The sequence below is a fragment of the Rhizobium sp. P1_E1 genome (assembly GCF_056406015.1).
Genome location: NZ_JBFUAY010000001.1, coordinates 155272 through 178232, shown reverse-complemented (window position 1 = coordinate 178232; position 22961 = coordinate 155272). Strand labels below are relative to the sequence as shown.

Genomic DNA, 22961 nt, shown 5'->3' with positions numbered 1-22961 from the left:
GAAAAGTTTGAATTTGGTTCTCACCCGTCTTCGGCCTAGAACCGCGCCAGGATCGGGGGCCACATGGACATCAAGAATATCGAGACGGGGACGGACGGCGCAGCCTTGATTGCGCAGCCGGGCGTATCCCCGACTTCGGGCGGCTTGGCGGCCGGTGTCGCGATGTGCCTGATGTCGATGTCTTCGATCCAGTTCGGCGCAGCACTGTCTTCGCCAGCCATTGCGACCTATGGCGTTGCCGGCGCCACCTGGCTGCGGCTTGCTTTTGCGGCGATCATCCTTGCCGTCGTCGTCAGGCCTTCGGTGCTGCGTTATAGCGGCGCCCAGTGGCGGGCGACATTGCTGCTTGGCACGACGACGGCCGCCATGACGCTCTGCTTCTTCGCGGCGATCCAGCGGCTGCCGCTCGGCCTGGCGATCGCCATCGATTTCCTCGGGCCGCTCTCGGTCGCCGTCTTCGGCTATGGCCTGACCTGGCGGCTCGCCTGGCCGTTGATCGCTGCGGCCGGCATTCTCTTCCTCGCCCATGACGGCGAAGGCTGGGTCGGCAATCTCCCGGGCGTCCTCTTCGCTCTCGGCTCGGCTGTGGGATGGGCGGTCTATATCCTACTGACGAAGAAAGTCGGCGCTGCCTTCAAGGGTCTGGAAGGCCTCTCGATGTCGCTGATCGTTGCCGGCCTCGTCGCAACCCCCTTCGGCCTTGCCGAGACAGGGGGCGCCTTCACGCTGAAGGGACTGGTCGAGGTTCTCGGCCTTGCCATCCTCGTGCCGCTGTTGCCCTATGCGCTGGAAATGGTGGCGCTGCGGCGCATGCCGTCGGCATCCTTCGGCATCCTGATGAGCCTCGAACCGGCGATCGGCGCGCTCGCCGGCTTTCTGATCCTGGCCCAGCCGATGACCGCGCTGCAGATACTGGGTACGGCGCTCGTGGTGGCGGCCAGCGCCGGCGCCACCGCCTCGGCGGCGAAGACTTAGAGCTGAATGCCTGCGCTATTTCGTTAATTTGGATCAGGCGGGTTTGCGCTTGGGATCGTCGAGAGCCGGATTGTAGAACAGCGACAGCACCAGGCTCTTGGCGATCCGTTCCGCCGTCGCCATGAACCAGGCCTTGGCCTCCAGCGACGGGGCGATGTCGTCGAGTGTTGCGGCAAACAACGACAGCCACTTCGGAAAGAGATCCGGTGTCAGGTTTGCCACATGAGTATGCGCCTGCGCCGGCTTGCCGCCATAGGCGCCGCTGCGGAAGGCGACAGCCGACCAGAAGCCCTTCATTTTCGCCATATGCTCCGGCCAGCGGCCGGCCAGCTTGGCGTCGAACACCGGGCCGAGATCGGGATGCGTTAACACGCGCCCGTAAAAGGTCTCGACCAGCCTGTCGATGAAGGCCGCGTCGACGCCCATGTCCCGCATCTCGGCCTCCGCCCTTTCGCGGATCGCCGCGATATGAGCAGGGCGGCCCTGAATGTCATTGTCCATTCCAAAACCCAGGCGCCGCGTGATGCGGCGCCCTTTCATATAGGTGTTTATGCCAGCGCACCAAAGTCGTCCGTGCCGCTTGCGGCAATCTGTCAGCGCTGTAGCACTTTGAATTGCCTCACGCACTTGACCGCCATCGCCGCGTTCTTTAGATTTAGAATAATTCTAAAAATTGGAGAAGATCATGCTGGCGCGGTTTTTCAGATCCTCGAAACGATCTTTCGAGTCGCTGTCCGAGCAGGAGATCCTTGCCCTTGGGATCGCCTCCGAGGAAGACGATGCCCGCATCTATCTTGCCTATGCCGACAGACTGCGCCGCGAATTTCCGGCCTCGGCCAAGGTCTTCGAGGACATGGCCGATGTCGAGGATACGCATCGCAAGTCGTTGATCGAGATCCATCGCCAGCGTTTCGGTGAGCGCATTCCGTTGATCCGGCGCGAGCATGTGGAGGGCTTCTACGAGCGCAAGCCGGACTGGCTCAGGGCAAACCTTTCGCTGGATGCGATGCGCAGGGAATCCGAGGCGATGGAGGAGCAGGCCTATCGCTTCTATGTCGAGGCGGCAAAGCGGACCTCGGACGCCTCGACGCGCCAGCTTCTCGGTGATCTCGCCCTCGCCGAACAGGGGCATGAAGATATTGCCCGCATGCTGGGCGACAAACATACGCCCGAAGACGTCAAGCACGACGAGGACGAGACGGTGCGCCGGCAGTTCGTGCTGACCTATGTGCAGCCGGGYCTTGCCGGGCTGATGGACGGCTCGGTCTCGACGCTGGCGCCGATCTTCGCTGCCGCCTTCGCGACGCAGGATACCTGGCAGACCTTCCTCGTCGGCCTTTCGGCCTCCGTCGGCGCCGGCATTTCGATGGGCTTCACCGAAGCCGCCCATGACGACGGCAAGATCTCCGGCAGAGGCTCGCCGGTCAAGCGCGGCCTTGCCTGCGGCATCATGACGGCGCTCGGCGGTCTCGGCCACGCACTGCCCTATCTGATCCCGCATTTCTGGACGGCGACGATCACCGCTGCCGTCGTTGTCTTCTTCGAGCTCTGGGCCATCGCCTTCATCCAGAATCGCTACATGGAAACCCCCTTCCTGCGCGCMGCCTTCCAGGTGGTGCTCGGCGGTAGCCTGGTGCTCGGTGCGGGTATCCTGATCGGGAATGGGTGAGTTGCGGTCGGGCATAGCCCGAGCAATCGATCCAGTAAATCCGCAGCAACGAACGCCCTGAGCCTAAAGCGAAGGGCCGGGAGACGGTGCGGCATCCGAAACCCACAAAACAAAAAGGCCGGCAAATCGCCGGCCTTTCCACATTCTCTATTGCAAGCCTTACCGCAGAGCGCCGACCAGGACGTCGCGGCCGTTCTCGATGGTGACCCAGCGGCCGGCATTGTAGCTCGACTGGCGCTTGACGAAGGAATAGGGCGTCGCAAACCACGGCTTGACGTCGGAGGCGAGGTTGTCGAGCACGAAATCGCCCTCGGCAGTGCGCAGCGTCAGCACCGCATGGCCTTCGCCATCCGGCTTGCGCACGACGGTCATCAGCAGATCGGCCGCCGAAAAGCCGCGCTGGATCAGCATGCGGCGCTTCAGCAGAGCGAAATCCTCACAGTCGCCGGCGGTGGTCGGATAGGCCCAGACCTCATCCTTGCCGTAGATTTCCTTGTCGGTCATCGGCGTGATGGTGCGATTGACCGTGGCGTTGACCAAACGGACGAGCGACCACTTCCCCGGGTTCATGGCGACCGGGCCTGCGTTGCGGTTTGCGCCACATTCATTGCGGTGGATCTGACAGAAATCGTAGTGGCCGATCGGCTGTGAGGTGGCATTGCCCGTTACCATTGAAGCATTTCTGCTTGGGGCCGGTATGGCGGCCGTTGCCATCGCAAACACGGCCATCATGGCCACAAAGATACCCTTGATCCGCACGCCCGCTCTTTCCTTGCATCGCCCCTTATTTATTAACAAAGTGTTAATGGAGAGGGCCGGAAAGAGTCAATCGTTACTTCTTGGTAGGACCTTGCGACTCGCCGACATGGTTAAAATGCAACGGCTTGGGGACCTGTATCAGGCGAATTTATCCGCCGATGCCATTCAAGCGGGCATCTGCCTAATTGTTGATGAACGGATGATGCCTTTGACGGCGCTCACGAGCAGCGCGATGTCGCCGGGGCGGGAAAGGCGATGGTCGCCGTCGCGGATGAAGGTCAGCACCACGTCGTCGGCGGGAAGATGTTCGACCAGTTTCATCGCATGTGCATGCGGCACATCAGCGTCTTTCATGCCCTGGAGGATATGCACCGGGCAGCCCGTTTCGATGATGCCGTCGAGCACCCGGTTCTCGCGGCCGTCCTCGATCAGCGCCCGCGTATAGATGTTCGGTTCCGGACTGTATTGCGAGCGCTCTTCGAAATAGCCGCGCTCGGCAAGCGACTTGCGCTCCTTGGCCTTCAGGTTCGGCTCGATCAGCTCCGAGGTGAAATCGGGTGCGGGCGCGATCAGCACCATGCCTTCGAGTTTTGGGCCTTCGAGCTTTGGGCCGCCCTGCCGCGCAAGTTCCTGCGCCAGCCTGAGCGCGATCCAGCCGCCCATCGACGAGCCGACGAGGATTATCCGATCGGGCGCGACATGGCGGATGACGGCAAGCGCCTCCTCCAGCCAGCGCGAGATCGTGCCGTCGCCGAAGCTGCCGCCGGAAAGTCCGTGGCCGGAATAATCGAGGCGGATGCAGGCGGCGCCAAGTTCCGCCGCCAGCCCGTCGAGTTCCACCGCCTTGGTGCCGCTCATGTCGGAGCGGTAGCCGGACAGCCAGACGAGTGCCGGTGCACCATTGCCGGCCTGCGCCGGGCGGACGAGCATGGCGATCTCACGCGCCGCCTCACCCTCGCCGACCGTCAGAAACTGCGGCTGGGCATTGGACAACTGATCGGACATCGGCGAAACTCCTGTTGTTTTGGCCTATAAAACAGATTCTTGGCAGGCTGACAGCGGGTGATTTTTCCGCTAAAGGATGATATTGACTCCGTTGCAGCGATGACGCGACACGTTTGTGCACCCCTGATTGGGAGCGCGATGCTGCAACGTTCCGAAACAACGCGAGGAGAATACGACCATTCGCAGACCTTTTAAAACCGACGCGCCCGTGAAGGACGGACCGCGCTCGAACCGTGAAATCCGCATTCCCAAAGTTCAGCTGATCGGGGCTGACGGAGAGAATATGGGCGTCGTGCCTACCGACCAGGCCTTGAGAATGGCGGAAGAAGCCGGCCTCGATCTCGTCGAAATTTCCCCCAATGTCGAACCGCCGGTGTGCAAGATCCTCGATCTGGGCAAGCTGAAATATGCTAACCAGAAGAAGGCTGCCGAGGCGCGCAAGAAGCAGAAGATCGTCGAAGTCAAAGAAATCAAGATGCGCCCGAACATCGACACCCATGATTATGAGGTGAAGATGAAGGCGATGGGTCGCTTCTTCGACGAAGGCGACAAGGTCAAGGTGACGCTGAAGTTCCGCGGCCGTGAAATGGCCCACCAGGAACTCGGCATGAAGCTTCTGCAGCAGGTCAAGGCTGATACGATCGAGTTCGCCAAGGTCGAAGCCGAACCGAAGCTCGAAGGCCGCCAGATGATGATGGTGCTGGCGCCGAAGTAAGCGCCAGGCAGTTTTTCGCCCAAGGCCGTCCGCAAGGGCGGCTTTTGTGCTTTCTGCCATTCTGCTTTGCGCCATTGTGTTTTCGGGTGAGCGAAGATTCCTCCGCCGCCCCGTTGCACTTTCATGACGCTGCGGTTATAAGCGCGCGTCCGAACTGACCGGCAGGGCATGCCGTGGCAGTTTCGAATGCTTGCGGAACGGTTCGTCGCCGATGCCGCAGATCAACAACAAACGCTCCCRCACCTTGTTGCGACGGCCGGAGAACCGGACTTCGCAGGAGGGCTTTTTTGATAAAGCGCGCAGGGAGGACAGAAGGAGTAGCAAAATGCCCAAGATGAAGACGAAGTCCTCTGCCAAGAAGCGGTTCAAGATCACCGCAACCGGCAAGGTCAAGGCTGCCGCTGCTGGCAAGCGCCATGGCATGATCAAGCGTACCAACAAGTTCATTCGCGATGCACGTGGCACCATGGTTCTCGCAGAACCGGATGGCCGCAAGGTTATCAAGAATTACCTGCCGAACGGTCTCTGAGACTCGTCCGCGAACGCTAGATTTAAGGAGCTCATGATATGGCACGTGTAAAAAGAGGCGTCACCTCTCATGCCAAGCACAAGAAGGTTCTGAAGGCAGCAAAGGGCTTTTACGGCCGCCGCAAGAACACCATCCGTACCGCCAAGGCTGCTGTCGATCGTTCGAAGCAGTACGCCTACCGCGACCGCAAGGTCAACAAGCGCAACTTCCGTGCGCTTTGGATCCAGCGCATCAACGCCGCTGTGCGTGAATTCGGCCTGACCTACGGCCGCTTCATCGACGGCCTGAACAAGGCTGGCATCGAAGTCGACCGCAAGGTTCTCTCCGACATGGCGATCCACGAGCCGGAAGCATTCGGCGCGCTGGTCAGCGCTGCCAAGAAGGCTCTTGAATACCTCAAGGAAGCCGGCACGGCGAACGAGTTTGAAGGCGCGGTCAAGTAACCAGCGCTTCCCAAGCTTTTGAATTTATGATTTTGGGAAACCCGCGCTGGTTTGGGCTAGCGCGGGTTTTTCTTACTTTATATTCCTGGCGCCGGCCGGCGCCGCCTGCCTCCCGATCGCCCGCCTGATACTGGACGGAAAGAAGTGACAATGTCAGATATCGACCAGCTCAACACATCGCTGCTCGCCGAAATCGCCGCCGCCGATGACGAAACGGCCCTGGAAGCCGTGCGCGTTTCCGCCCTCGGCAAGAAGGGCTCCGTCTCCGAACTGTTGAAGACGCTCGGCGCCATGACGCCAGAAGAGCGCCAGAGCAAGGGCGCTGCGATCAACGTTCTGAAGAACGCAGTGACCGAGGCGCTTGGCGCCCGCAAGGCGACGCTGCGGCAAGCGGCGATCGATGCGCGGCTGAAGGCCGAGACGGTCGACGTCAGCCTGCCGGTGCGCTCTTCGCCGGCCGAACGCGGCCGCATCCATCCGATCAGCCAGATCGTCGACGAGATCACCGCGATCTTCGCCGACATGGGCTTCTCGATCGCCGAAGGTCCCGACATCGAGACCGATTATTACAATTTCACCGCGCTGAATTTCCCCGAGGGCCATCCGGCCCGCGAGATGCACGACACCTTCTTCTTCAACCCGGATGAGAATGGCGAGCGCAAGGTGTTGCGCACCCATACCTCGCCGGTGCAGGTGCGCACCATGGAGGCGCAGACACCGCCGATCCGCATCATCATTCCCGGCAAGACCTACCGCCAGGACTCGGACGCTACGCATTCGCCGATGTTCCATCAGGTCGAAGGCCTGGTCGTCGACAAGAAGGCCAATGTCGCCAACCTCCGCTGGGTGCTGGAAGAATTCTGCAAGACCTTCTTCGAGGTCGACAGCGTGACGATGCGTTTTCGCCCGTCCTTCTTCCCCTTCACCGAGCCCTCTTTCGAGGTCGATATCCAGTGCGACCGCTCCGGCCCGATCGTCAAGTTCGGCGAGGGTACCGACTGGATGGAAATCCTCGGCTGCGGCATGGTCCACCCGAACGTGCTGCGTTACGGCGGGCTCGATCCGGACGAATATCAGGGTTTTGCCTGGGGCATGGGCCTCGACCGCATCGCCATGCTGAAATACGGCATGCCCGATCTGCGCGACTTCTTCAACGCCGACGTCCGCTGGATGACGCATTACGGCTTCCGCCCGCTCGACATGCCGACGCTGTTCGGCGGCCTCAGCGCTTGAACGGAGAATTGGGACGATGAAATTCACGCTCTCCTGGCTGAAAGAGCATCTGGAAACGGATGCCGGCCTCGATGAAATCTGCACGCGCCTCACCGAGATCGGACTGGAGGTCGAGGATGTCGACGACAAGGCGGCATTCAAGCCCTTCGTCATCGCCAGGGTCGTCTCGGCGGAAAAACATCCCCAGGCCGATCGGCTGAAGGTGCTGATGGTCGATACTGGTACCGGCGCGCCGGTCCAGGTCGTCTGCGGCGCCCCGAATGCGCGCGCCGGTCTTGTCGGCGCCTTTGCAGCGCCCGGAACCTATGTTCCCGGTATCGACGTGACGCTCGCTGTCGGCAATATCCGCGGTGTCGAAAGCCATGGCATGATGTGCTCCGAAAAGGAGTTGCAGATTTCCGACAGTCACGACGGCATCATCGATCTGCCCGAAGATGCGCCGGTCGGCCAGAGTTATGCCGCCTATGCTCATCTCGACGATCCCCTCGTCGAGATTAACCTGACGCCCAACCGGCCGGATTGCACCAGCATCCACGGCATCGCCCGTGATCTCGCCGCTTCCGGTCTCGGTACGCTGAAGACGCGRCCCGCACCGTCCTTCGCTGTCGAAGGCGAGACGTCGGTGAAGCTGACGCTCGATCTCGACGACCCGAAGCTTTGCCCGGGTTTTGCGCTCCGCCTCGTGCGCGGCGTCAAGAACGGCCCGAGCCCGCGCTGGATGCAGCAGCGGCTGATCGCCATCGGCCTGCGCCCCATCAACGCGCTTGTTGACGTCACCAATTATATGACCTTCGATCAGGGGCGGCCGATCCACGTCTTCGATGCCGCCAAGATTAAGGGCAACCTGACCGTCCGCCGTGCCGCCGAAGGCGAGACGGTTCTGGCGCTCGACCAGCGCGAATACAAACTCTCGCCGAACAACGTCGTCATCTCCGATGAGGATGGCATCGAATCGATCGGTGGCATCATGGGCGGCGAACATTCCGGCTGCGACGAGAACACCGTCGACGTGTTGATCGAATCCGCCCTCTGGGACCCGATGAACATCGCCAAATCAGGCCGCAGCCTCGGCATCATCACCGATGCCCGCTACCGCTTCGAACGCGGCGTCGATCCGGAATATATGGTCCCCGGTCTCGAACGCACGACGGAACTGGTGCTGGAACTTTGCGGCGGCAAACCCGCCAAGGCCGAGATCGTTGGCTACCAGGGTCATGAACAGAAGATCGTCGATTTCCCCTATTCGGAGGTCAAGCGCCTGACGGGCCTCGACGTCTCGAATGCGGAAAGCAACACGATTCTGACGCGCCTTGGCTTCACGGTCTCCGGTTCCGGCGAGCGGGTCTCCGTCGCCGTTCCCTCCTGGCGTCCCGATGTCGACGGCAAGGCCGATCTCGTGGAAGAGGTCATGCGCATCCACGGCGTCGACAATATCAAGCCGGCGCCGCTCGAAAGTCACGCGGCCGTCAACGGCAAGATCCTGACGACGCTGCAGATCCGCACCCGCCTTGCCAAGCGGGCGCTGGCCGCGCGCGGCATGCTCGAAGCCGTCACCTGGTCCTTCATTCCGGAAGACCAGGCAAAGCTGTTCGGCGGCGGCTCGCCCGCCCTCAAGCTTGCCAACCCGATCGCCGCCGAAATGTCGGATATGCGCCCCTCGCTGCTGCCGGGCCTGCTGTCAGCCGCCCAGCGCAATGCCGACAAGGGTTACGCCGACGTCGCCCTCTTCGAGGTCTCCGGCACCTATGAGAACGATCGGCCGGACGGTCAGCGCCGCGTTGCCGGCGGCATTCGCCGCGGCACGGCCTCGCTTGCCGGCGCCGGTCGCGCCTGGTCGAACGTCGCCAAGGGCGGCGGCAAGCCGGTCGATGTCTTCGACGCCAAGGCCGACGCGCTCGCCGTCATCGAAGCCTGCGGCCTGCCGATGGGCAATATCCAGATCGAGCAGGGCGGGCCGGAATGGTATCATCCCGGCCGCTCCGGCACGATCAAGATCGGGCCGAAGGTCGTGCTCGGCTATTTCGGCGAATTCCATCCGCTGACGCTGGAAGCGCTTGATGTCTCCGGCGCGCTCTGCGGCTTCGAGGTCTATGTCGACGCCATGCCGGACGCCAAGCGCAAGGCGACGCGCACCAAGCCGGCGCTCGAACTGTCGCCTTTCCAGGTGGTACGGCGTGACTTCGCCTTCGTCGTCGACAAGACGGTGGAAGCCGGCGCCATCGTCAAGGCCGCAACAGGCGCCGACCGCAAGCTGGTGACCGGCGTCAATGTCTTCGACATTTTCGAGGGCGCATCGGTTGGCGACGGCAAGAAGTCGGTGGCGATCGAGGTGCAGATCCAGCCGGTCGAACGCACGCTGACGGACGAAGATTTCGAGGCGCTGACGCAGAAGATCGTCGCCAGCGTCACGAAATTCACCGGCGGTGTCCTCAGAAGCTGAGCTTCACCCAACGTCGTCAAATAATGGACCGGTCGCCAATAGTGGCCGGTCTTTTCACAGATGCAGATGGAAGAGTTTGCTGACGATCGTCCAGCGGCCGTCGATCTTCAGCAACGAGAGATAATCGGTAAAGCGCATTCCGGCGAAATCGTCGGTGACCTTGACGCTTGCCGCATCGCCCTCGACGTCGACGCTCTGGATATCCATGTAGGGCTGCGTGCCGGGCGGCGCCGGCTCCTCCGCCAGGATCGCGGCGATGAATTCGTCCCGCGTCAGCCATTCGACGGCATTTTCGTAATGGCCGATGATCGAGCTTTTCGGGTGAAAGGCCTTTTTCAAGGCTGCCTCATTGGCGAAGGCCATGCCTTCGACATAGAGATGAACCGTCTGTTCGACTGCCTGCCTGTCCGACATATTTTCATCCCGTTCTTCGAGATGGCGTTAGATAGTTTCGCCAGCCCCGAAGGCAAGCCCGGCCGGTTGTGGCCGACCGGGCTTTTCAGGTTCAGATGTTCGTCATGGCAAGCGAGGCGTCCGAATAGCGCTTGCCGGCAACCTGCCCGGCTGGGATGACCTCTTCAAGCCTCGCAAGTTCCGCCGGGCTCAGCACGATATCGGCGGCCGCGGCGTTCTGTTCGAGATGATGAAGCTTGCGGGCGCCGGGGATCGGCACGATGTCGTCGCCCTGGTTCAACACCCAGGCCAGCGCCAGCTGTGCCGCCGTCACGCCCTTCTCGTCGGCAAGCCGCTCGAGCGTCGCGACGAGAGCGGCATTGGCGTCGAAATTTTCCGCCTGGAAACGCGGCACCTGCCGGCGGAAATCGTCCGCGTCGAGATCCTCCGCCTTGCGGATCGCCCCGGTCAGGAAGCCGCGCCCCAGCGGGCTGTAGGGCACGAAGCCGATGCCGAGTTCGCGGCATGTCGCAAGCACCTCCTCTTCGGGATCGCGCGTCCAGAGCGAATATTCGCTCTGGAGGGCTGCGATCGGATGGACCGCATGCGCGCGGCGAATGGTGGCGCTGCCGGCTTCCGAAAGCCCGAGCGCGCGGACTTTCCCTTCCTTCACCAGCTCTGCCATGACGCCGACCGTCTCTTCGATCGGCACGTTGGGATCGACCCGGTGCTGGTAGAAGAGGTCGATGGTCTCGATGCCGAGGCGTTTCAGCGAGGCCTCGGCCACCACCCGCACGTGCTCGGGGCGGCTGTCGACGCCGGCGATGGCGGCAATACCCGGCTTGCTGGCGTCGATCTTGAAGCCGAATTTGGTGGCGATCACCACGCGGTCGCGGAACGGCTTCAACGCTCTGCCAAGCAGAACCTCGTTGGTAAAGGGACCATAGACTTCGGCGGTGTCGAAGAAGGTCACGCCGAGATCGATGGCGCGATGCAGTGTCTTGATCGATTCCGCATCGTCGCTGGCGCCATAGGCAAAGCTCATGCCCATGCAGCCAAGACCGACGGCTGAGACGGTCAGATCGTTTCCGAGTTTCCGGGTTTTCATGATGCGCTCCTTTTTGAGCTGTTTTGAACCGCCAGAGCATGATGCCGAAAAGTGTGAGCGGTTTTCGGACGACATCATGCTCTAACTATTTAATTCAGAACAGGATTCAGATTTTGGGCCGACCGGCCTGAAATCATCCTGTTCTGGGATCGTTGCGGTACCGGCAGACCATATCGCTGCGGCATCAATCAGAAAATACATGCAGTTTCTAACAGGTTGTTCTATCATTTCGATCAATGAACAGAACACAGCTCTCACAACTCGCCGTTCTCGCCGCCGTCTCGGAGCATCGCAGCTTCCGGGCCGCGGCGAAGGAACTCCTCGTCGCACCCTCGGCTGTCAGCCATGCGATCTCCAGCCTCGAAGAAAGTCTGGGGGTGCGGCTGCTGGCGCGCACTACCCGCAGCGTGGCGCCAACGGAGGAGGGCCGCCTGCTTCTCGAAAGACTTCGTCCCGCACTCGAGGAGATCGATATTGCCTTGGAGGCCGTCCGCGATACGCGCGGCAAGCCGGCCGGAAACCTGCGCATCACTGCGCCGCGCTTCGCCTCCGATCTGCTGCTCGCCCCGCGCCTCGGCGACTTTCTCAACCTCTATCCCGATATTACCCTGGAGATCGCCAATGAGGATGGCTTCACCGATATCGTCAAGGAGGGTTTCGATGCCGGTATCCGGCTGGAGGAGAGCCTGGAGGCTGATATGATCGCGGTCAGGGTCTCGCCCAATCTGACGACGGTGATCGCCGCTTCGCCCGAATATTTCGAGCATCATCCGAAGCCGGAGCATCCGCGCGATCTCGTCCATCATCGCTGCATCAAGCGGCGCTTCACCAACGGCTCGATCTATCGCTGGGAATTCGAAAAGGACGGGCAGGAACTTGTCGTTTCGGTCGACGGGCCGCTGATCGTCAGCGAGGATCGGCTGGCCCTGCTCGCAGCGCTGAACGGTGCGGGTCTTGCCTATCTCTTCGACATGCGGGTCAATGCCGAACTGGCGAGCGGCAAGCTTGTGCGGGTGCTGGAGGATTGGTGCGCGCCCTATTCCGGGCCGTTTCTCTATTATCCCACTCGGCGGCAGATGCGCCCGGCGCTGCGCGCCTTCATCGATTTCTTCAGATACAGCGCGCACAGCGCGCAGGATACGGGCGGCCGGTAAGGAATGGGGACCGGGCCGCCCGTTTTTATTAGGGCGCCGTGTGCATCAGGCAGCCTTTGCCTTCTGGTTTGCCGCCGTGGTGGCGAGCTGGGAGAGGGTCTTGTCGGTGGCCGTTTCCTGCTGCAGCGTCTGGTCGAGCAGGCCGACGACCTCCTTCAGACCGAGCGTCGCGGCCCAGGTCTTCAGCGTGCCGTAGCGGGCGATTTCATAATGCTCGACGGCTTGAGCCGCAGAAATCAGGCCGGCATCGAGAGCTGACGTGCCCTTGAATTCCTCCATGATTTCCTCGCCCTCGGCGATGATGCCCTGGATTGCCTCGCAGGTCTTGCCCTGCGCGCGTTTGCCGATCAGCTCGAAAACCTGCTGCAGGCGTTCGACCTGCCCTTCGGTTTCCTCACGGTGTTTTTCGAAACCCTTCTTCAGTTCCGGGGATTGGGCGGCGCGTGCCATCTTCGGCAGGGCGCGCAATATCTGCCGTTCGGCAAAGTAGATGTCCTTGAGGGTGTCGTAGAAGAGATCTTCCAACGTCTTTTCCTTGGCCATTTTCTCGATCCTTGTTCTGGGGAAAACCGCGAATGCGGCGACACATTAAGAAGAGAAGACCGCGCTAATTGTTCCCGATCGATTTCGGGTGGACTGGAAATCGGTGCCGGGCGATGATTCCTGCCGTCGATGTGGGAGGTAAAGTCATGCGAAAGCCGAATTCGATGAAGGGTCTGGAGGACCTTGGCCGCGTGCGGCTGTCGCAAAACTTCTTCCTCCGCGATTTCCTGCATTCCGAAATCGCCGATTTTTACCGCATCCCCAATATCCCCGAGGATCCCGATCTGGCGATCGAGGCGGGCAAGAGGCTCTGCGAGGAGTTGCTGGAGCCGCTAGAGGCAACGTTCGGGCGCCTGCATATCCGCTCCGGCTATCGTTCGCCCGCGGTCAACAGGTTCGGCAATGAGAACAAGCTGAACTGCTCGACCAATGCCGCCACATCAGCGCATCACATCTGGGATATGAGGGACTTCGACGGCTGCATGGGCGCAGCCGTCTGCATTGCCGTGCCATGGATGATCGACCATTACCACGATGAAAGCGACTGGCAGCGGCTCGCCTGGTGGATTCACGACCACCTGCCTTATGCCTCGCTCTGTTTCTTCCCGAAGCTATGGGCATTCAATATCCAGTGGCACGAACGGCCGAAACGGGTGATCCAGAGTTATATCAGTCCGCGCGGCATCCTCACCAAACCAGGCATGGCCAATTGGGAAGGCAATCATTCAAAATGGTATGCGGGTTTTCCATCGCTTGCAGCGCCGCGCGTCTTTTCGAGAGCAAAGGACGCTGTAACACTTTGAATTGCTGGATAATTTTATCCCTAAATCGGTTCCGATTTAAGGAATTATGCAGTGAAGCTGATGCGATATCGGATGTGACCGTCGCTTTCGACATAGCTGTCGTAAAGCGCCCGCGCCGTCTTGTTCTGCTCGCTCGTATGCCAGTAGAGCCGTGACCAGCCCTTGGCTTTGCAGGTCGAAACGAGATCGTCCATCAGCGCCCGGCCGAGGCCTTTGCCGCGCACCTCGGCATCGACGAACAGGTCTTCGAGATAGCAGTCCCTGCCGCGGATCCACGTGCCCTCATGCGTGAGATAGAGCGCAAAGCCCATCATCCTGCCGTCGACCTCGGCGACACGCATCGCGATTGCCGACGCCGGATCAAAGACCCGACGCCATGTCTGATCGGTGATATCGGCATCGACCGCGACTTCGTAAAAGGCAAGGTAGGCCGCCCAAAGTTCGCGCCAGCGGGCTTCGTCCTCGGGGCGGGCCTCGCGTATCTTCACGGTCATGGCGTCTCTTTCTTTCAGGCGCCGGCTTGGTCGAGCAGCGCCATCGCGTCATCGGAAAGCGCAAGTGTCGCCGATTTCGCCAGGCTTTCAAGCTGCGAAAGGCTGGTCGCGCTGGCGATCGGCGCCGTCACGCCCTTCTTGCGCAGTAGCCAGGCGAGCGAAATTTCCGCGGGCTTGGCGCCGGTTTCGGCAGAAATCTTGTCGAGCGCGGCCAGGATGCGCAGGCCTTTGTCATCGAAATATTTCGAAACCCGGCCCTCGCGCGCGCGGCCTTCCGTATCGGCCTTGCTGTGGTATTTGCCGGTGAGGAAGCCGGCGGCGAGGCTGAAATAGGTGATGACCCCGATGTCTTCCTTGACGCAGAGATCGGCAAGCGGCCCCTCGAAGCTGGCGCGCTCATAGAGATTATATTCCGGCTGCAGCACATCGTAACGCGGCAGGCCGGCCTTCTCGGCAGCGTCAAACGAGGCCTGAAGCAGTTTCGCATCATAGTTCGAGCAGCCGATGGCGCGGATCTTGCCCTGCTGCTTCAGCTTGGCAAAGGCGCCGAGCGTTTCCTCGTGCGGCGTATCGGCATCTGGCCAGTGCGAGAGATAGAGGTCGATATAGTCGGTCTGCAGCCGGCGCAGCGAATCCTCGACCGCCTTGAGGATATAGGTCTCCTTCAGCGTCTTTCCCTGTCCCATGTCGGAACCGACCTTGGTGACGATGACAGCCTTGTCGCGGGAAACCTTGGCTTGGCTTAGCCAGCGCCCGATGATCTCCTCGGAATCGCCACCCTTGTTGCCCGGAACCCAGGCGGAATAGACATCGGCCGTATCGATCGTGTTCAGGCCCGCATCGAAGAAGGCGTCGAGAATGGCGAAGGATGTTTTCTCGTCGGCCGTCCAGCCGAAGACATTGCCGCCGATGACGATCGGCGCGACCGAAAGACCTGTTTTTCCAAGCCGGCGCATTTCCATAACGCTCTCCAGAAGTGTGAAGGAATTGAAATCGCGAATACGGCAGAACGCCGCCCTGACAGAACCTAGCGCATTCCGGGCATCCGGGAAGGCAAACTTCCGTGATTTCAGGTCGCGCCATTGCGCCGCAGCCAAGGCCTGAATATGGTTCGCGGAAATCAGTTTGGGAGGCTTGGATCATGCTGCGCTTCGGTATCATTTCAACGGCGAAGATAGGCCGCGACAATGTCGTTCCGGCGATCCAGGATGCGGAAAATTGCGTCGTCACGGCGATTGCCAGCCGTGATCTGACGCGCGCAAGGGAGATGGCCGATCGCTTCTCCGTGCCGCATGCCTTCGGCTCCTACGAGGAGATGCTGGCCTCCGACGTCATCGACGCCGTCTACATCCCGCTGCCGACCTCGCAGCATATCGAATGGTCGATCAAATCAGCCGATGCCGGCAAGCACGTGCTTTGCGAAAAGCCGCTGGCGCTGAAATCAGGCGATATCGACGACGTGATCGCCGCTCGCGACCGCAACCGGGTGGTGGTCACCGAAGCCTATATGATCAACTATTCGCCGGTCTGGCAGAAGGTGCGCTCGTTGATCGATGAGGGCGCGATCGGGTCGCTCCGGCATGTGCAGGGCGCCTTCACCTATTTCAACCGCGACCCCGCCAATATGCGCAACGTTCCCGAGCTCGGCGGTGGCGGCCTTCCCGATATCGGCGTCTATCCCGTCATGAGCACGCGCTTTTCCACTGGCAAGGAGCCGCTCTGGATCCAGGCGATCACCGAGCGCGATGCGGATTTCGGCACGGATATCTATTCGAGCGTCAAGGCCGATTTCGGCGATTTCGAGCTGAGCTTCTATATCTCGACGCAGATGGCCAACCGTCAGGTCATGGTCTTTCACGGCACCGAAGGTTACATCGAGGTCAAGTCGCCGTTCAACGCCAATCGCTGGGGCCTGGAAGAGATCGAGCTTGCCGACCGCAGCCACAGGGAATCGCGCATCTTCCGCTTCCAGGACAGCCGCCAGTACAAGCGGCAGGTCGAGGCCTTCGCCCGGGCGGTGACGAACGGCAAGGAAGAGATCGTCACGCTCGAAAATTCGAAGCTGAACCAGAAGGTGATCGACGCGATCTATCGCGCCAGCGAGAAGGACGGCTGGGAGGCAGTCTAGCGCATAACCCCGAAAATCGGGATCGATTTTCGGAAAGGATTATGGGCCAATTTAAAGTGTTAGAGCGTCCTTTGCGCGTCCTTTTGGACGCGCGGCGCTCTAATCACTCGGCGCGGAAGACGAAGCGCGAATAGCCGAAAAAGCTGAAGACCATCGAGGCGAGGTTGGCGACCACCATGGCCGCAAGCGGCTGAAGTGCCGGCAGCGACAGCAGAAGCGCGCAATAGAGTCCGTAATTGACCAGCGCTGCCGTCACCCCGACCGAGCCGTAGCGGAAACCTTCGGCGGCAAGCGAACGGCCGGTGCGATCGAAGGTGAAGCGCCGGTTGAAAGCCCAGGTCGCCGCCATGGCGAAGGCGATCGCGGCGAGCCGCGCCAGAAACGGCCCGAGCGGCGTCAGATGGAGCAGCGCCGACAGGATGCCGGCATCGACGAGGAAGCCGATGCCGCCGGCAATAGTGAAGCGGATGAGCTTTTTCATGCCGCGTCCGCCTTGCCGGGACGGGCGCGCGATACCGGCCCTGCGTCGCTGAGCGGCGCCTTCAGCGCGCTCAGCCTCTCCAGGCCCATATAATGGATACGAAGCTGTTCGGCGCGGGCACGCGCAACGGAATCCAGGATGACGCCGGCGGTAAACAGCATGAAGGATATCATCATCAGCGCCGTCGACAGCACCCAGGTCGGCATGCGGCTGACGAGACCCGTCTCGAAATATTCCGCCAGCACCGGCGCCATGAAGCCGAGGCTCGCCAGCATGAAGGTGGCGCTGATTGCGCTGAAAAAGGCGAAGGGCCGGGTTTCCTTCATCAGCATCGCGAACATCCAGAGGATCTTGCCGCCGTCGCGGAATGTCGAAAGCTTGGAATGCGAGCCTTCCGGCCGGCGACCGTAGTCGAGCTCCAGCTCGCTGACCGGCAGCTTCAGCCGGGAGGCATGCACGGACATCTCGGTTTCGATCTCGAAGCCGCCTGATACAGCCGGGAAACTCTTGACGAAGCGGCGCGAAAACGCGCGGTAGCCGGAGAAGATATCGGTGAAGTCAGGGCCGAAGATCATCCGGTAGAGCAGGTTGAAAAGCCGGTTTCCAATCGCATGACCCTGACGGCCGGCATCGTCATGCACGCCGCGGCGAGTGCCGACCACCATGTCGGCGCGCTCCGTCAGCAGCGTGCGCACCAGCTCTTCGGCATCCTCCGGGGCATAGGTGCCGTCACCGTCGGCGATGATGTAGATGTCGGCGTCGATATCGGCGAACATGCGGCGCACGACATGGCCCTTGCCCTGGCGCCGCTCGCGCACGACATGCGCGCCGGCAAGCATTGCCTGCAGAGCGGTGCCGTCGGTGGAATTGTTGTCGTAGACATGGATCGCAGCATCGGGCAGCGTCGCCCGGAAGCCCTGGACGACAGGGCCGATCGTCGCCGCTTCATTATAGCAGGGAAGCAGGACGGCAATATTCAGATTGTCGGTACGCGATCGGGCCATGACTCTACTCGTTACACTTAAAGCCGCGCCCAGCCTAAATCACGCGCCGTTAATAAGACCCTATGACGCAGGCAAAATCGGCAGCTGCCACAAACGGCTTTACACTTTCTTGATCGGCGGCGGCTAAGCTTCGCTATCTGGAAACGAACCGCTAACCACAATGAACGCTGTGCAGTCGATCGCCCATGCATCCTCCGTGACCGGCGCCCCCAGGGGCGGGGTACGCGGCCTGCTGACGCGTCTCTGGCCAACCGTCATCGCCTATAGCGTCATCCTTGCCGCCGCCATCCTCATCACCAAGCTTTCCGGTGCCACCGATTACGTCGGCCCCGACAATGACGACGGAATGCGTCTCGTCGAAGTTCGAGATTTTCTGGCCGGGCAGGCCTGGTTCGATCTAATGCAATACCGTCTCGGCCTCGACGGCGGCACGCTGATGCACTGGTCGCGGCTGATCGACCTGCCGATCGCCTCGCTGATCTGGTTCTTCGGCCTGTTTGTACCCCATGAGACGGCCGAGGCGCTGGCGCTCGGCGTCTGGCCGGTATCGCTCATCCTGCCCGCCATGCTCGCCATGGCGGTTGCCGGTCGGCGCATCGGCGGCGTTGCCGCCATGCACATCAGTCTCGGCTTGACCGGTCTTGCGATCTACACCGGAAACCGTTTCGCGCCGGGCGCCATCGATCATCACAATGCGCAGCTGGCTTTGGTCGCGACGATGATCGCGATGCTGCTGGATCCCGAGCGTCGCGCCTGGAGTTATGCGGTCGCCGGCATCGCTGCAGCGGTTGCCATCGCCATCGGCGCCGAGACGACACCTTTCGTCGCCGCGGTCTGCCTGACCATTGCCCTGCTCTGGGCATGGGAGGGCGAAGATTTCGCTGCCGCCGCGAGGGCCTTCGGGCTGGCGCTGGCGATTGCGATCAGCATCCTCTTCTTCGCAACAGTGCCGCCCCGGCTTTATTCGATGGTCACGTGCGACAATCTCTCGCTCGGCTATTACAGCCTGGCGGCGATCGGCGGCGGGTTGCTGTTGTTTTCGGCGGTCTTTGCCAGCCACCTGCGCCGGCCCCTGCGCTTTGCCGCGCTCGCCGTCGTTGGCGCCGGTGTTTTCGGTTCGGCGATCGTGATCGCACCGCAATGCCTGAGCGATCCGCTGGCCAGTCTCGATCCGATGCTGGTCGAGCTCTGGCTGAGGAATGTATCGGAAGCGCAGTCGTTTTTCGTTCTCGGGCGCACCGATCCCTTCTCGATCGGTGGTTTCTATGCGGCCGGCCTGTTCGGTATCGCCGTCTGCATCTTCCGCGTCGCTCAACGTGACCGCGTGCAGATCCACCTGATCCTGCTCTTCCTGCTGATGACGAGCTGGGCAATCGCACTGGTCCAGGTGCGCGGTTCCACGTTCTCGAACCTGATCTCGATCCTGCCGCTTGCCTTGCTGATCATCGATATCAAGCGCATCTCCAACGGGGACAGCGAGAATGTCGCCGCCGCCTTCATCTATATCGTGACAGTGCTCGCCAGTGCTCCGGCCGCCTGGGCTGTCGGAGGCGGGTTTATCTCGCTGCAGATGGAGAATGCTGCCCAGAAGAAGGCCGCGAAGCCGGCAAAGGAGATTTCCTGCACATCGCAAGCGGCGCTGGCGCCGCTCGCCGGGCTACCGGCCGGACTGATCTCCGCGCCGTCGGAAATGGGCGTGCCGATCCTCCGCTTCACCAAGAACCGGGTTCTCTCCGCGCCCTATCATCGCAATCAGGGCGGCATGCTGACGGAACTGCATATCGGCATGGCGGAGCCTCAGGAGGCGGAAGCCTTCCTCAAGGGGACTGGCGTGACGGCGCTTGCCTTCTGCCCCGGCGACCTGCAGACGCGCGAGATCGCCAAGCTGAAGCCGGATGGGCTCTATGCGCAGCTCGGCAAGGGGAATATCCCGCCCTATCTGGAACCGCTTCCGAAGGCGGCCGACATGGGCGTGCAATTCTTTCGCTATCGGCCGGCGATGAATTGACGCCGGCAAGTTTCAAGGATGGAATAAAGCATGTCGCGCAAAACTGTGCGGCGGTTTTGCGATAACGACATGCGTTTGAGATAAGGGCCTAAAGCGCGAGGAGCGATCTGAAAGATCGCGACGCGCTTTCAGTGTGAGACACGCGTGGCGCGACGGAGGCGCTGTTTGGCAAAGAGCCCGAGCACGAAGAGCATGAGGCCGCCATTATAGCCGAGCACGGCATAGACGAATGCCAGAATGGACACTGGGCCGGGCGAGGTTATCGCCGCCAGCGCGAATGTCATTCCGATCAACGCGGCGACCAACGCGATCACGCCAGCCGAGCGCATTTGCCCGGCGCTGATGCCCAATGCTGCTGCTGTGAGAATAATCATTTCAGCACCTTCCCAGAGATAACGAGGGGAAGCATAGGAAGCGCCAACTAACAAAGATTTACCGGCAGGCTTTGCCGAAAAGCCTTTGTATTGCGGTGGTTAGCAATCCCTTTCATGTGAAACGCATTGTCTAACTATACGTTCCGCAACAAAACAGATTTACTCGATTTTGTTGTTTGTCCACCTGGCTGCAACGAGTGCATGTGCAGGATGCGTTGAGACGAGCGCGCTCGACGCAACGGCGACGAACCCTCCCGCCAACGATTTCAACGGCCGGGAAAACCAAGCCCCGCCCCCAATGCCGACCTTCCCGTTTACCGCTGATGGACATAGAAAGGAGGGATGAGCAACGTCTTCGACAGCGATTCGCCGACCAACCTTGCCGAATATTCGGTTTCGGAGCTTTCCGGCTCGATCAAGCGCACCGTCGAAACCGCCTTTGACCAGGTTCGCGTGCGCGGCGAGATCTCCGGCTATCGTGGGCCGCACTCCTCGGGCCATGCCTATTTCGCGCTGAAGGACGACCGCGCCCGCATCGACGCCGTCATCTGGAAGGGCACCTTCTCGCGGCTGAAGTTCCGCCCGGAAGAAGGCATGGAAGTCATCGCCACCGGCAAGGTCACCACCTTTCCGGGCTCCTCGAAATATCAGATCGTCATCGAGACGCTGGAACCGGCCGGCGCCGGCGCGCTGATGGCGCTGATCGAGGAGCGCAAACGCAAGCTTGGTGCCGAGGGCCTGTTCGATGCCGCCCGCAAGAAGCGGCTGCCCTTCATGCCCAGCGTAATCGGCGTCGTTACCTCGCCGACCGGCGCCGTGATCCGCGATATCCTTCACCGCATCTCCGATCGTTTTCCCGTGCACGTCCTTGTCTGGCCGGTGAAGGTTCAGGGCGAGGGATCCGGCGAAGAGGTGGCGAACGCCATCCGCGGCTTCAACGCGCTGGAGCCGGCCGGCGCCATTCCGCGCCCGGATGTGCTGATCGTCGCGCGCGGTGGCGGCAGTCTGGAAGATCTCTGGAGCTTCAACGACGAAATCGTTGTGCGCGCGGCGGCCGAAAGCGAAATACCGCTGATCTCGGCCGTCGGCCATGAGACCGACTGGACGCTGATCGACTATGCCGCCGATGTCCGTGCTCCGACGCCGACAGGGGCTGCCGAAATGGCGGTGCCCGTCAAGGCCGAGCTCGAGGCGCAGGCCGCCGCTCTTGCCGCCCGCCTGCAGGGCTGCATGAACCGCCAGATGGACCAGCGCCGCCAGTCGGTGCGCGCCCTGATGCGGGCATTGCCGTCGCTCGATCAGCTTCTCGCCTTGCCGCGCCGGCGTTTCGACGAGGCGGCGACCGGCCTCGGCCGCGGGCTGGAGCTCAACACCATCAACAAGCGCCGCGGCTTCGAGCGCGTCGGCTCGCATCTGCGCCCCGATCTGCTGTCCGGTCGCATCGCCGAGCGCCGCCAGACGCTGAACGAGCGCATGGCCCGGGCCGAGCGCATGGTCGAGCGGCTGATCGACCGCTTGAAATCACGCGTTGACCGCGCCGAAGCAATCCTCGCCTCGCTGCCTGCCCGGCTGAAGACCCAGACCGACCGCGGCCGCGAACGCCTTGGCAATCTTTCGCGCCATGCCGATACGGCGATCCGCCACCAGCTGACTCGTGCGCGCGCCGAGCTTTCTTCGCAGGACCGCGTGCTGCAGTCGCTCTCCTATAAGAACGTGCTGAAGCGCGGTTACGCCGTCATTCGCGATGAGGACAACAGGCCGGTCTCGCAGGCTGCGCAACTCTCCGCCGGCATGGGCATCGCCATCGAATTCGCCGACGGTCGTGTCGGCGCCATGACCACGGAAGGCGGCGCACCGCCGGCCGGTGCCAAGAAGCGCAGCGTAAGACCCGCAGAGCCACCGAAGCAGGGAAGCCTGTTCTGACAATGCGGATCCTGCTGGTGCTTGCCCATCCGCTGGAGGACAGTTTCGCCGCTGCCGTGGCAAGGACCGCACGCGAAGCGCTGGAAGCGGCAGGCCACGTGGTCGACCTGCTTGATCTCTACCGCGAAGATTTCGATCCGCGCCTTTCGAAGGCCGAGCGCAGCGGCTATTTCGACGTGCCGTATGACACCTCAGCCGTTGCCGATACCGTTGCCCGCCTGAAGGCTGCCGACGGCCTGATCTTTGTCTTTCCGCAATGGTGGTTCAATTTCCCCGCCATCCTCAAGGGTTTCTTCGACCGTGTTTTCGCCCCCGGTGTTGCCTTCAGCCATGACGCCGCCGGCGGCCGTATCGTGCCGCAGCTGACCAATATCCGGCTGCTCTATGCGCTGACGACGACAGGCTCGCCCTGGTGGCTGGTGCGTCTCTATATGGGCGATCCGGTGCGCCGGCTCTTGAAGCGCGGCATCGCCGCCTTCTGCTCGAAGCGGCTGAATTTCGAGATGCTCAGCCTGCACGACATGGACCGCRCCACCGATGCAAAGCGGACGATGCATCTCGATCGCGTGCGCAAGCTGCTATCGGCGATCCGCTAAAGCAATTCCAGCAAAAGTGTGCAGCGGGTTTGCGTTCTAGCGCATGCTGCTGGGGCTGCGCGGTCTCGTCCTGAAGCATGATCCACGTCGCTTCGAAGGATCACCTGAGGCACGCGCTCGCGCCAGCCTCATCCTCAGGTGCCCCGGAGGGGCCTCGAAGGACGGGACTGGCCGCGCCAGCATT

Annotated in this window: 24 protein-coding genes; 13 read left to right on the top strand and 11 right to left on the bottom strand. The window is 61.6% G+C overall.

From position 1 onward, the window contains the following. The first annotated feature begins 63 nt into the window (after positions 1-63). A complete protein-coding gene (locus AC1D1Z_RS00915; RefSeq protein WP_112905730.1) occupies positions 64-975 on the top strand; it encodes an EamA family transporter in 912 nt (303 codons plus the stop codon). A gap of 33 nt (positions 976-1008) precedes the next feature. Here AC1D1Z_RS00915 and AC1D1Z_RS00910 read toward each other — a convergent pair whose 3' ends face one another. Next, a complete protein-coding gene (locus AC1D1Z_RS00910) occupies positions 1009-1476 on the bottom strand; it encodes a group III truncated hemoglobin (protein ID WP_131605433.1) in 468 nt (155 codons plus the stop codon). 184 nt (positions 1477-1660) lie between these two features. Here AC1D1Z_RS00910 and mbfA point away from each other — a divergent pair, with 184 nt between their 5' ends. Then, positions 1661-2644: an iron exporter MbfA gene (mbfA, locus tag AC1D1Z_RS00905; protein ID WP_131605434.1), complete on the top strand. Its 984-nt coding sequence runs from the start codon at positions 1661-1663 to the stop codon at positions 2642-2644. Between the two features lie 159 nt (positions 2645-2803). Here mbfA and AC1D1Z_RS00900 read toward each other — a convergent pair whose 3' ends face one another. Both AC1D1Z_RS00900 and AC1D1Z_RS00895 read right to left on the bottom strand, forming a co-directional pair. After that, a complete protein-coding gene (locus tag AC1D1Z_RS00900; protein ID WP_018244382.1) occupies positions 2804-3403 on the bottom strand; it encodes a transglutaminase-like cysteine peptidase in 600 nt (199 codons plus the stop codon). 165 nt (positions 3404-3568) lie between these two features. Further along, the gene (locus AC1D1Z_RS00895; RefSeq protein WP_047617430.1) at positions 3569-4408 is read right to left on the bottom strand and encodes an alpha/beta hydrolase; all 840 of its coding nucleotides are present in this window, start codon (positions 4406-4408) and stop codon (positions 3569-3571) included. A gap of 178 nt (positions 4409-4586) precedes the next feature. Between AC1D1Z_RS00895 and infC the strand changes: the two genes are divergently transcribed. The 5 genes from infC (at position 4587) to pheT (ending at position 9768) form a co-directional block, all read left to right on the top strand. Continuing rightward, positions 4587-5123, top strand: a complete 537-nt coding sequence (gene infC / locus AC1D1Z_RS00890; protein ID WP_075225634.1) for a translation initiation factor IF-3 — start codon at positions 4587-4589, stop codon at positions 5121-5123. Between the two features lie 325 nt (positions 5124-5448). Beyond that, a complete protein-coding gene (gene rpmI / locus AC1D1Z_RS00885; RefSeq protein ID WP_003570998.1) occupies positions 5449-5652 on the top strand; it encodes a 50S ribosomal protein L35 in 204 nt (67 codons plus the stop codon). 38 nt (positions 5653-5690) lie between these two features. After that, a complete protein-coding gene (gene rplT, locus AC1D1Z_RS00880; protein WP_003544622.1) occupies positions 5691-6095 on the top strand; it encodes a 50S ribosomal protein L20 in 405 nt (134 codons plus the stop codon). A gap of 150 nt (positions 6096-6245) precedes the next feature. Beyond that, positions 6246-7328, top strand: coding sequence for a phenylalanine--tRNA ligase subunit alpha (pheS, locus tag AC1D1Z_RS00875; protein ID WP_018244384.1), 1083 nt, complete (start codon positions 6246-6248; stop codon positions 7326-7328). A 16-nt stretch (positions 7329-7344) separates the two neighbouring features. Further along, a complete protein-coding gene (pheT, locus tag AC1D1Z_RS00870; protein ID WP_477849185.1) occupies positions 7345-9768 on the top strand; it encodes a phenylalanine--tRNA ligase subunit beta in 2424 nt (807 codons plus the stop codon). Positions 9769-9822: 54 nt separating this feature from the next. Here pheT and AC1D1Z_RS00865 read toward each other — a convergent pair whose 3' ends face one another. Together AC1D1Z_RS00865 and AC1D1Z_RS00860 are read right to left on the bottom strand one after the other, a co-directional pair. Beyond that, on the bottom strand, positions 9823-10182 hold the full coding sequence (locus AC1D1Z_RS00865; RefSeq protein ID WP_105007961.1) for a nuclear transport factor 2 family protein: 360 nt from the start codon (positions 10180-10182) through the stop codon (positions 9823-9825). Between the two features lie 91 nt (positions 10183-10273). Beyond that, complete coding sequence (locus AC1D1Z_RS00860; RefSeq protein ID WP_131605436.1) at positions 10274-11269, bottom strand: aldo/keto reductase; 996 nt, start codon at positions 11267-11269, stop codon at positions 10274-10276. A 236-nt stretch (positions 11270-11505) separates the two neighbouring features. Between AC1D1Z_RS00860 and AC1D1Z_RS00855 the strand changes: the two genes are divergently transcribed. Beyond that, a complete protein-coding gene (locus AC1D1Z_RS00855) occupies positions 11506-12423 on the top strand; it encodes a LysR family transcriptional regulator (protein WP_131605437.1) in 918 nt (305 codons plus the stop codon). A 45-nt stretch (positions 12424-12468) separates the two neighbouring features. On the opposite strand, the gene AC1D1Z_RS00850 is transcribed toward AC1D1Z_RS00855, so the two are convergent. Then, positions 12469-12966, bottom strand: a complete 498-nt coding sequence (locus AC1D1Z_RS00850) for a YciE/YciF ferroxidase family protein (protein ID WP_028731767.1) — start codon at positions 12964-12966, stop codon at positions 12469-12471. 113 nt (positions 12967-13079) lie between these two features. Between AC1D1Z_RS00850 and AC1D1Z_RS00845 the strand changes: the two genes are divergently transcribed. Next, positions 13080-13769 (top strand): hypothetical protein, encoded by a 690-nt coding sequence (locus tag AC1D1Z_RS00845; RefSeq protein WP_131605439.1) that lies wholly within the window; start codon positions 13080-13082, stop codon positions 13767-13769. A gap of 44 nt (positions 13770-13813) precedes the next feature. On the opposite strand, the gene AC1D1Z_RS00840 is transcribed toward AC1D1Z_RS00845, so the two are convergent. Both AC1D1Z_RS00840 and AC1D1Z_RS00835 read right to left on the bottom strand, forming a co-directional pair. Next, a complete protein-coding gene (locus AC1D1Z_RS00840; RefSeq protein WP_477849181.1) occupies positions 13814-14263 on the bottom strand; it encodes an N-acetyltransferase family protein in 450 nt (149 codons plus the stop codon). A 14-nt stretch (positions 14264-14277) separates the two neighbouring features. Then, positions 14278-15225: an aldo/keto reductase gene (locus AC1D1Z_RS00835; protein ID WP_128408677.1), complete on the bottom strand. Its 948-nt coding sequence runs from the start codon at positions 15223-15225 to the stop codon at positions 14278-14280. Between the two features lie 179 nt (positions 15226-15404). On the opposite strand from AC1D1Z_RS00835, the gene AC1D1Z_RS00830 reads away from it, so the two are divergent. Further along, positions 15405-16391 (top strand): Gfo/Idh/MocA family protein, encoded by a 987-nt coding sequence (locus AC1D1Z_RS00830; protein ID WP_130653440.1) that lies wholly within the window; start codon positions 15405-15407, stop codon positions 16389-16391. A gap of 103 nt (positions 16392-16494) precedes the next feature. Here the strand turns inward: AC1D1Z_RS00830 and AC1D1Z_RS00825 are convergent, their stop codons facing one another. Further along, complete coding sequence (locus AC1D1Z_RS00825) at positions 16495-16872, bottom strand: GtrA family protein (RefSeq protein ID WP_131605440.1); 378 nt, start codon at positions 16870-16872, stop codon at positions 16495-16497. After that, on the bottom strand, positions 16869-17876 hold the full coding sequence (locus tag AC1D1Z_RS00820; protein WP_130653442.1) for a glycosyltransferase: 1008 nt from the start codon (positions 17874-17876) through the stop codon (positions 16869-16871). The genes AC1D1Z_RS00825 and AC1D1Z_RS00820 overlap by 4 nt, the downstream gene beginning before the upstream one ends. A gap of 160 nt (positions 17877-18036) precedes the next feature. Between AC1D1Z_RS00820 and AC1D1Z_RS00815 the strand changes: the two genes are divergently transcribed. Beyond that, positions 18037-19884: a hypothetical protein gene (locus AC1D1Z_RS00815; protein ID WP_131647416.1), complete on the top strand. Its 1848-nt coding sequence runs from the start codon at positions 18037-18039 to the stop codon at positions 19882-19884. Positions 19885-20012: 128 nt separating this feature from the next. Here the strand turns inward: AC1D1Z_RS00815 and AC1D1Z_RS00810 are convergent, their stop codons facing one another. Continuing rightward, positions 20013-20258: a hypothetical protein gene (locus AC1D1Z_RS00810; RefSeq protein ID WP_018447920.1), complete on the bottom strand. Its 246-nt coding sequence runs from the start codon at positions 20256-20258 to the stop codon at positions 20013-20015. 342 nt (positions 20259-20600) lie between these two features. Here AC1D1Z_RS00810 and xseA point away from each other — a divergent pair, with 342 nt between their 5' ends. Both xseA and AC1D1Z_RS00800 read left to right on the top strand, forming a co-directional pair. Beyond that, positions 20601-22181: an exodeoxyribonuclease VII large subunit gene (xseA, locus tag AC1D1Z_RS00805; protein WP_131605442.1), complete on the top strand. Its 1581-nt coding sequence runs from the start codon at positions 20601-20603 to the stop codon at positions 22179-22181. Between the two features lie 2 nt (positions 22182-22183). Next, the gene (locus tag AC1D1Z_RS00800) at positions 22184-22777 is read left to right on the top strand and encodes an NAD(P)H-dependent oxidoreductase (RefSeq protein ID WP_477849176.1); all 594 of its coding nucleotides are present in this window, start codon (positions 22184-22186) and stop codon (positions 22775-22777) included. Positions 22778-22961: the final 184 nt, after the last annotated feature.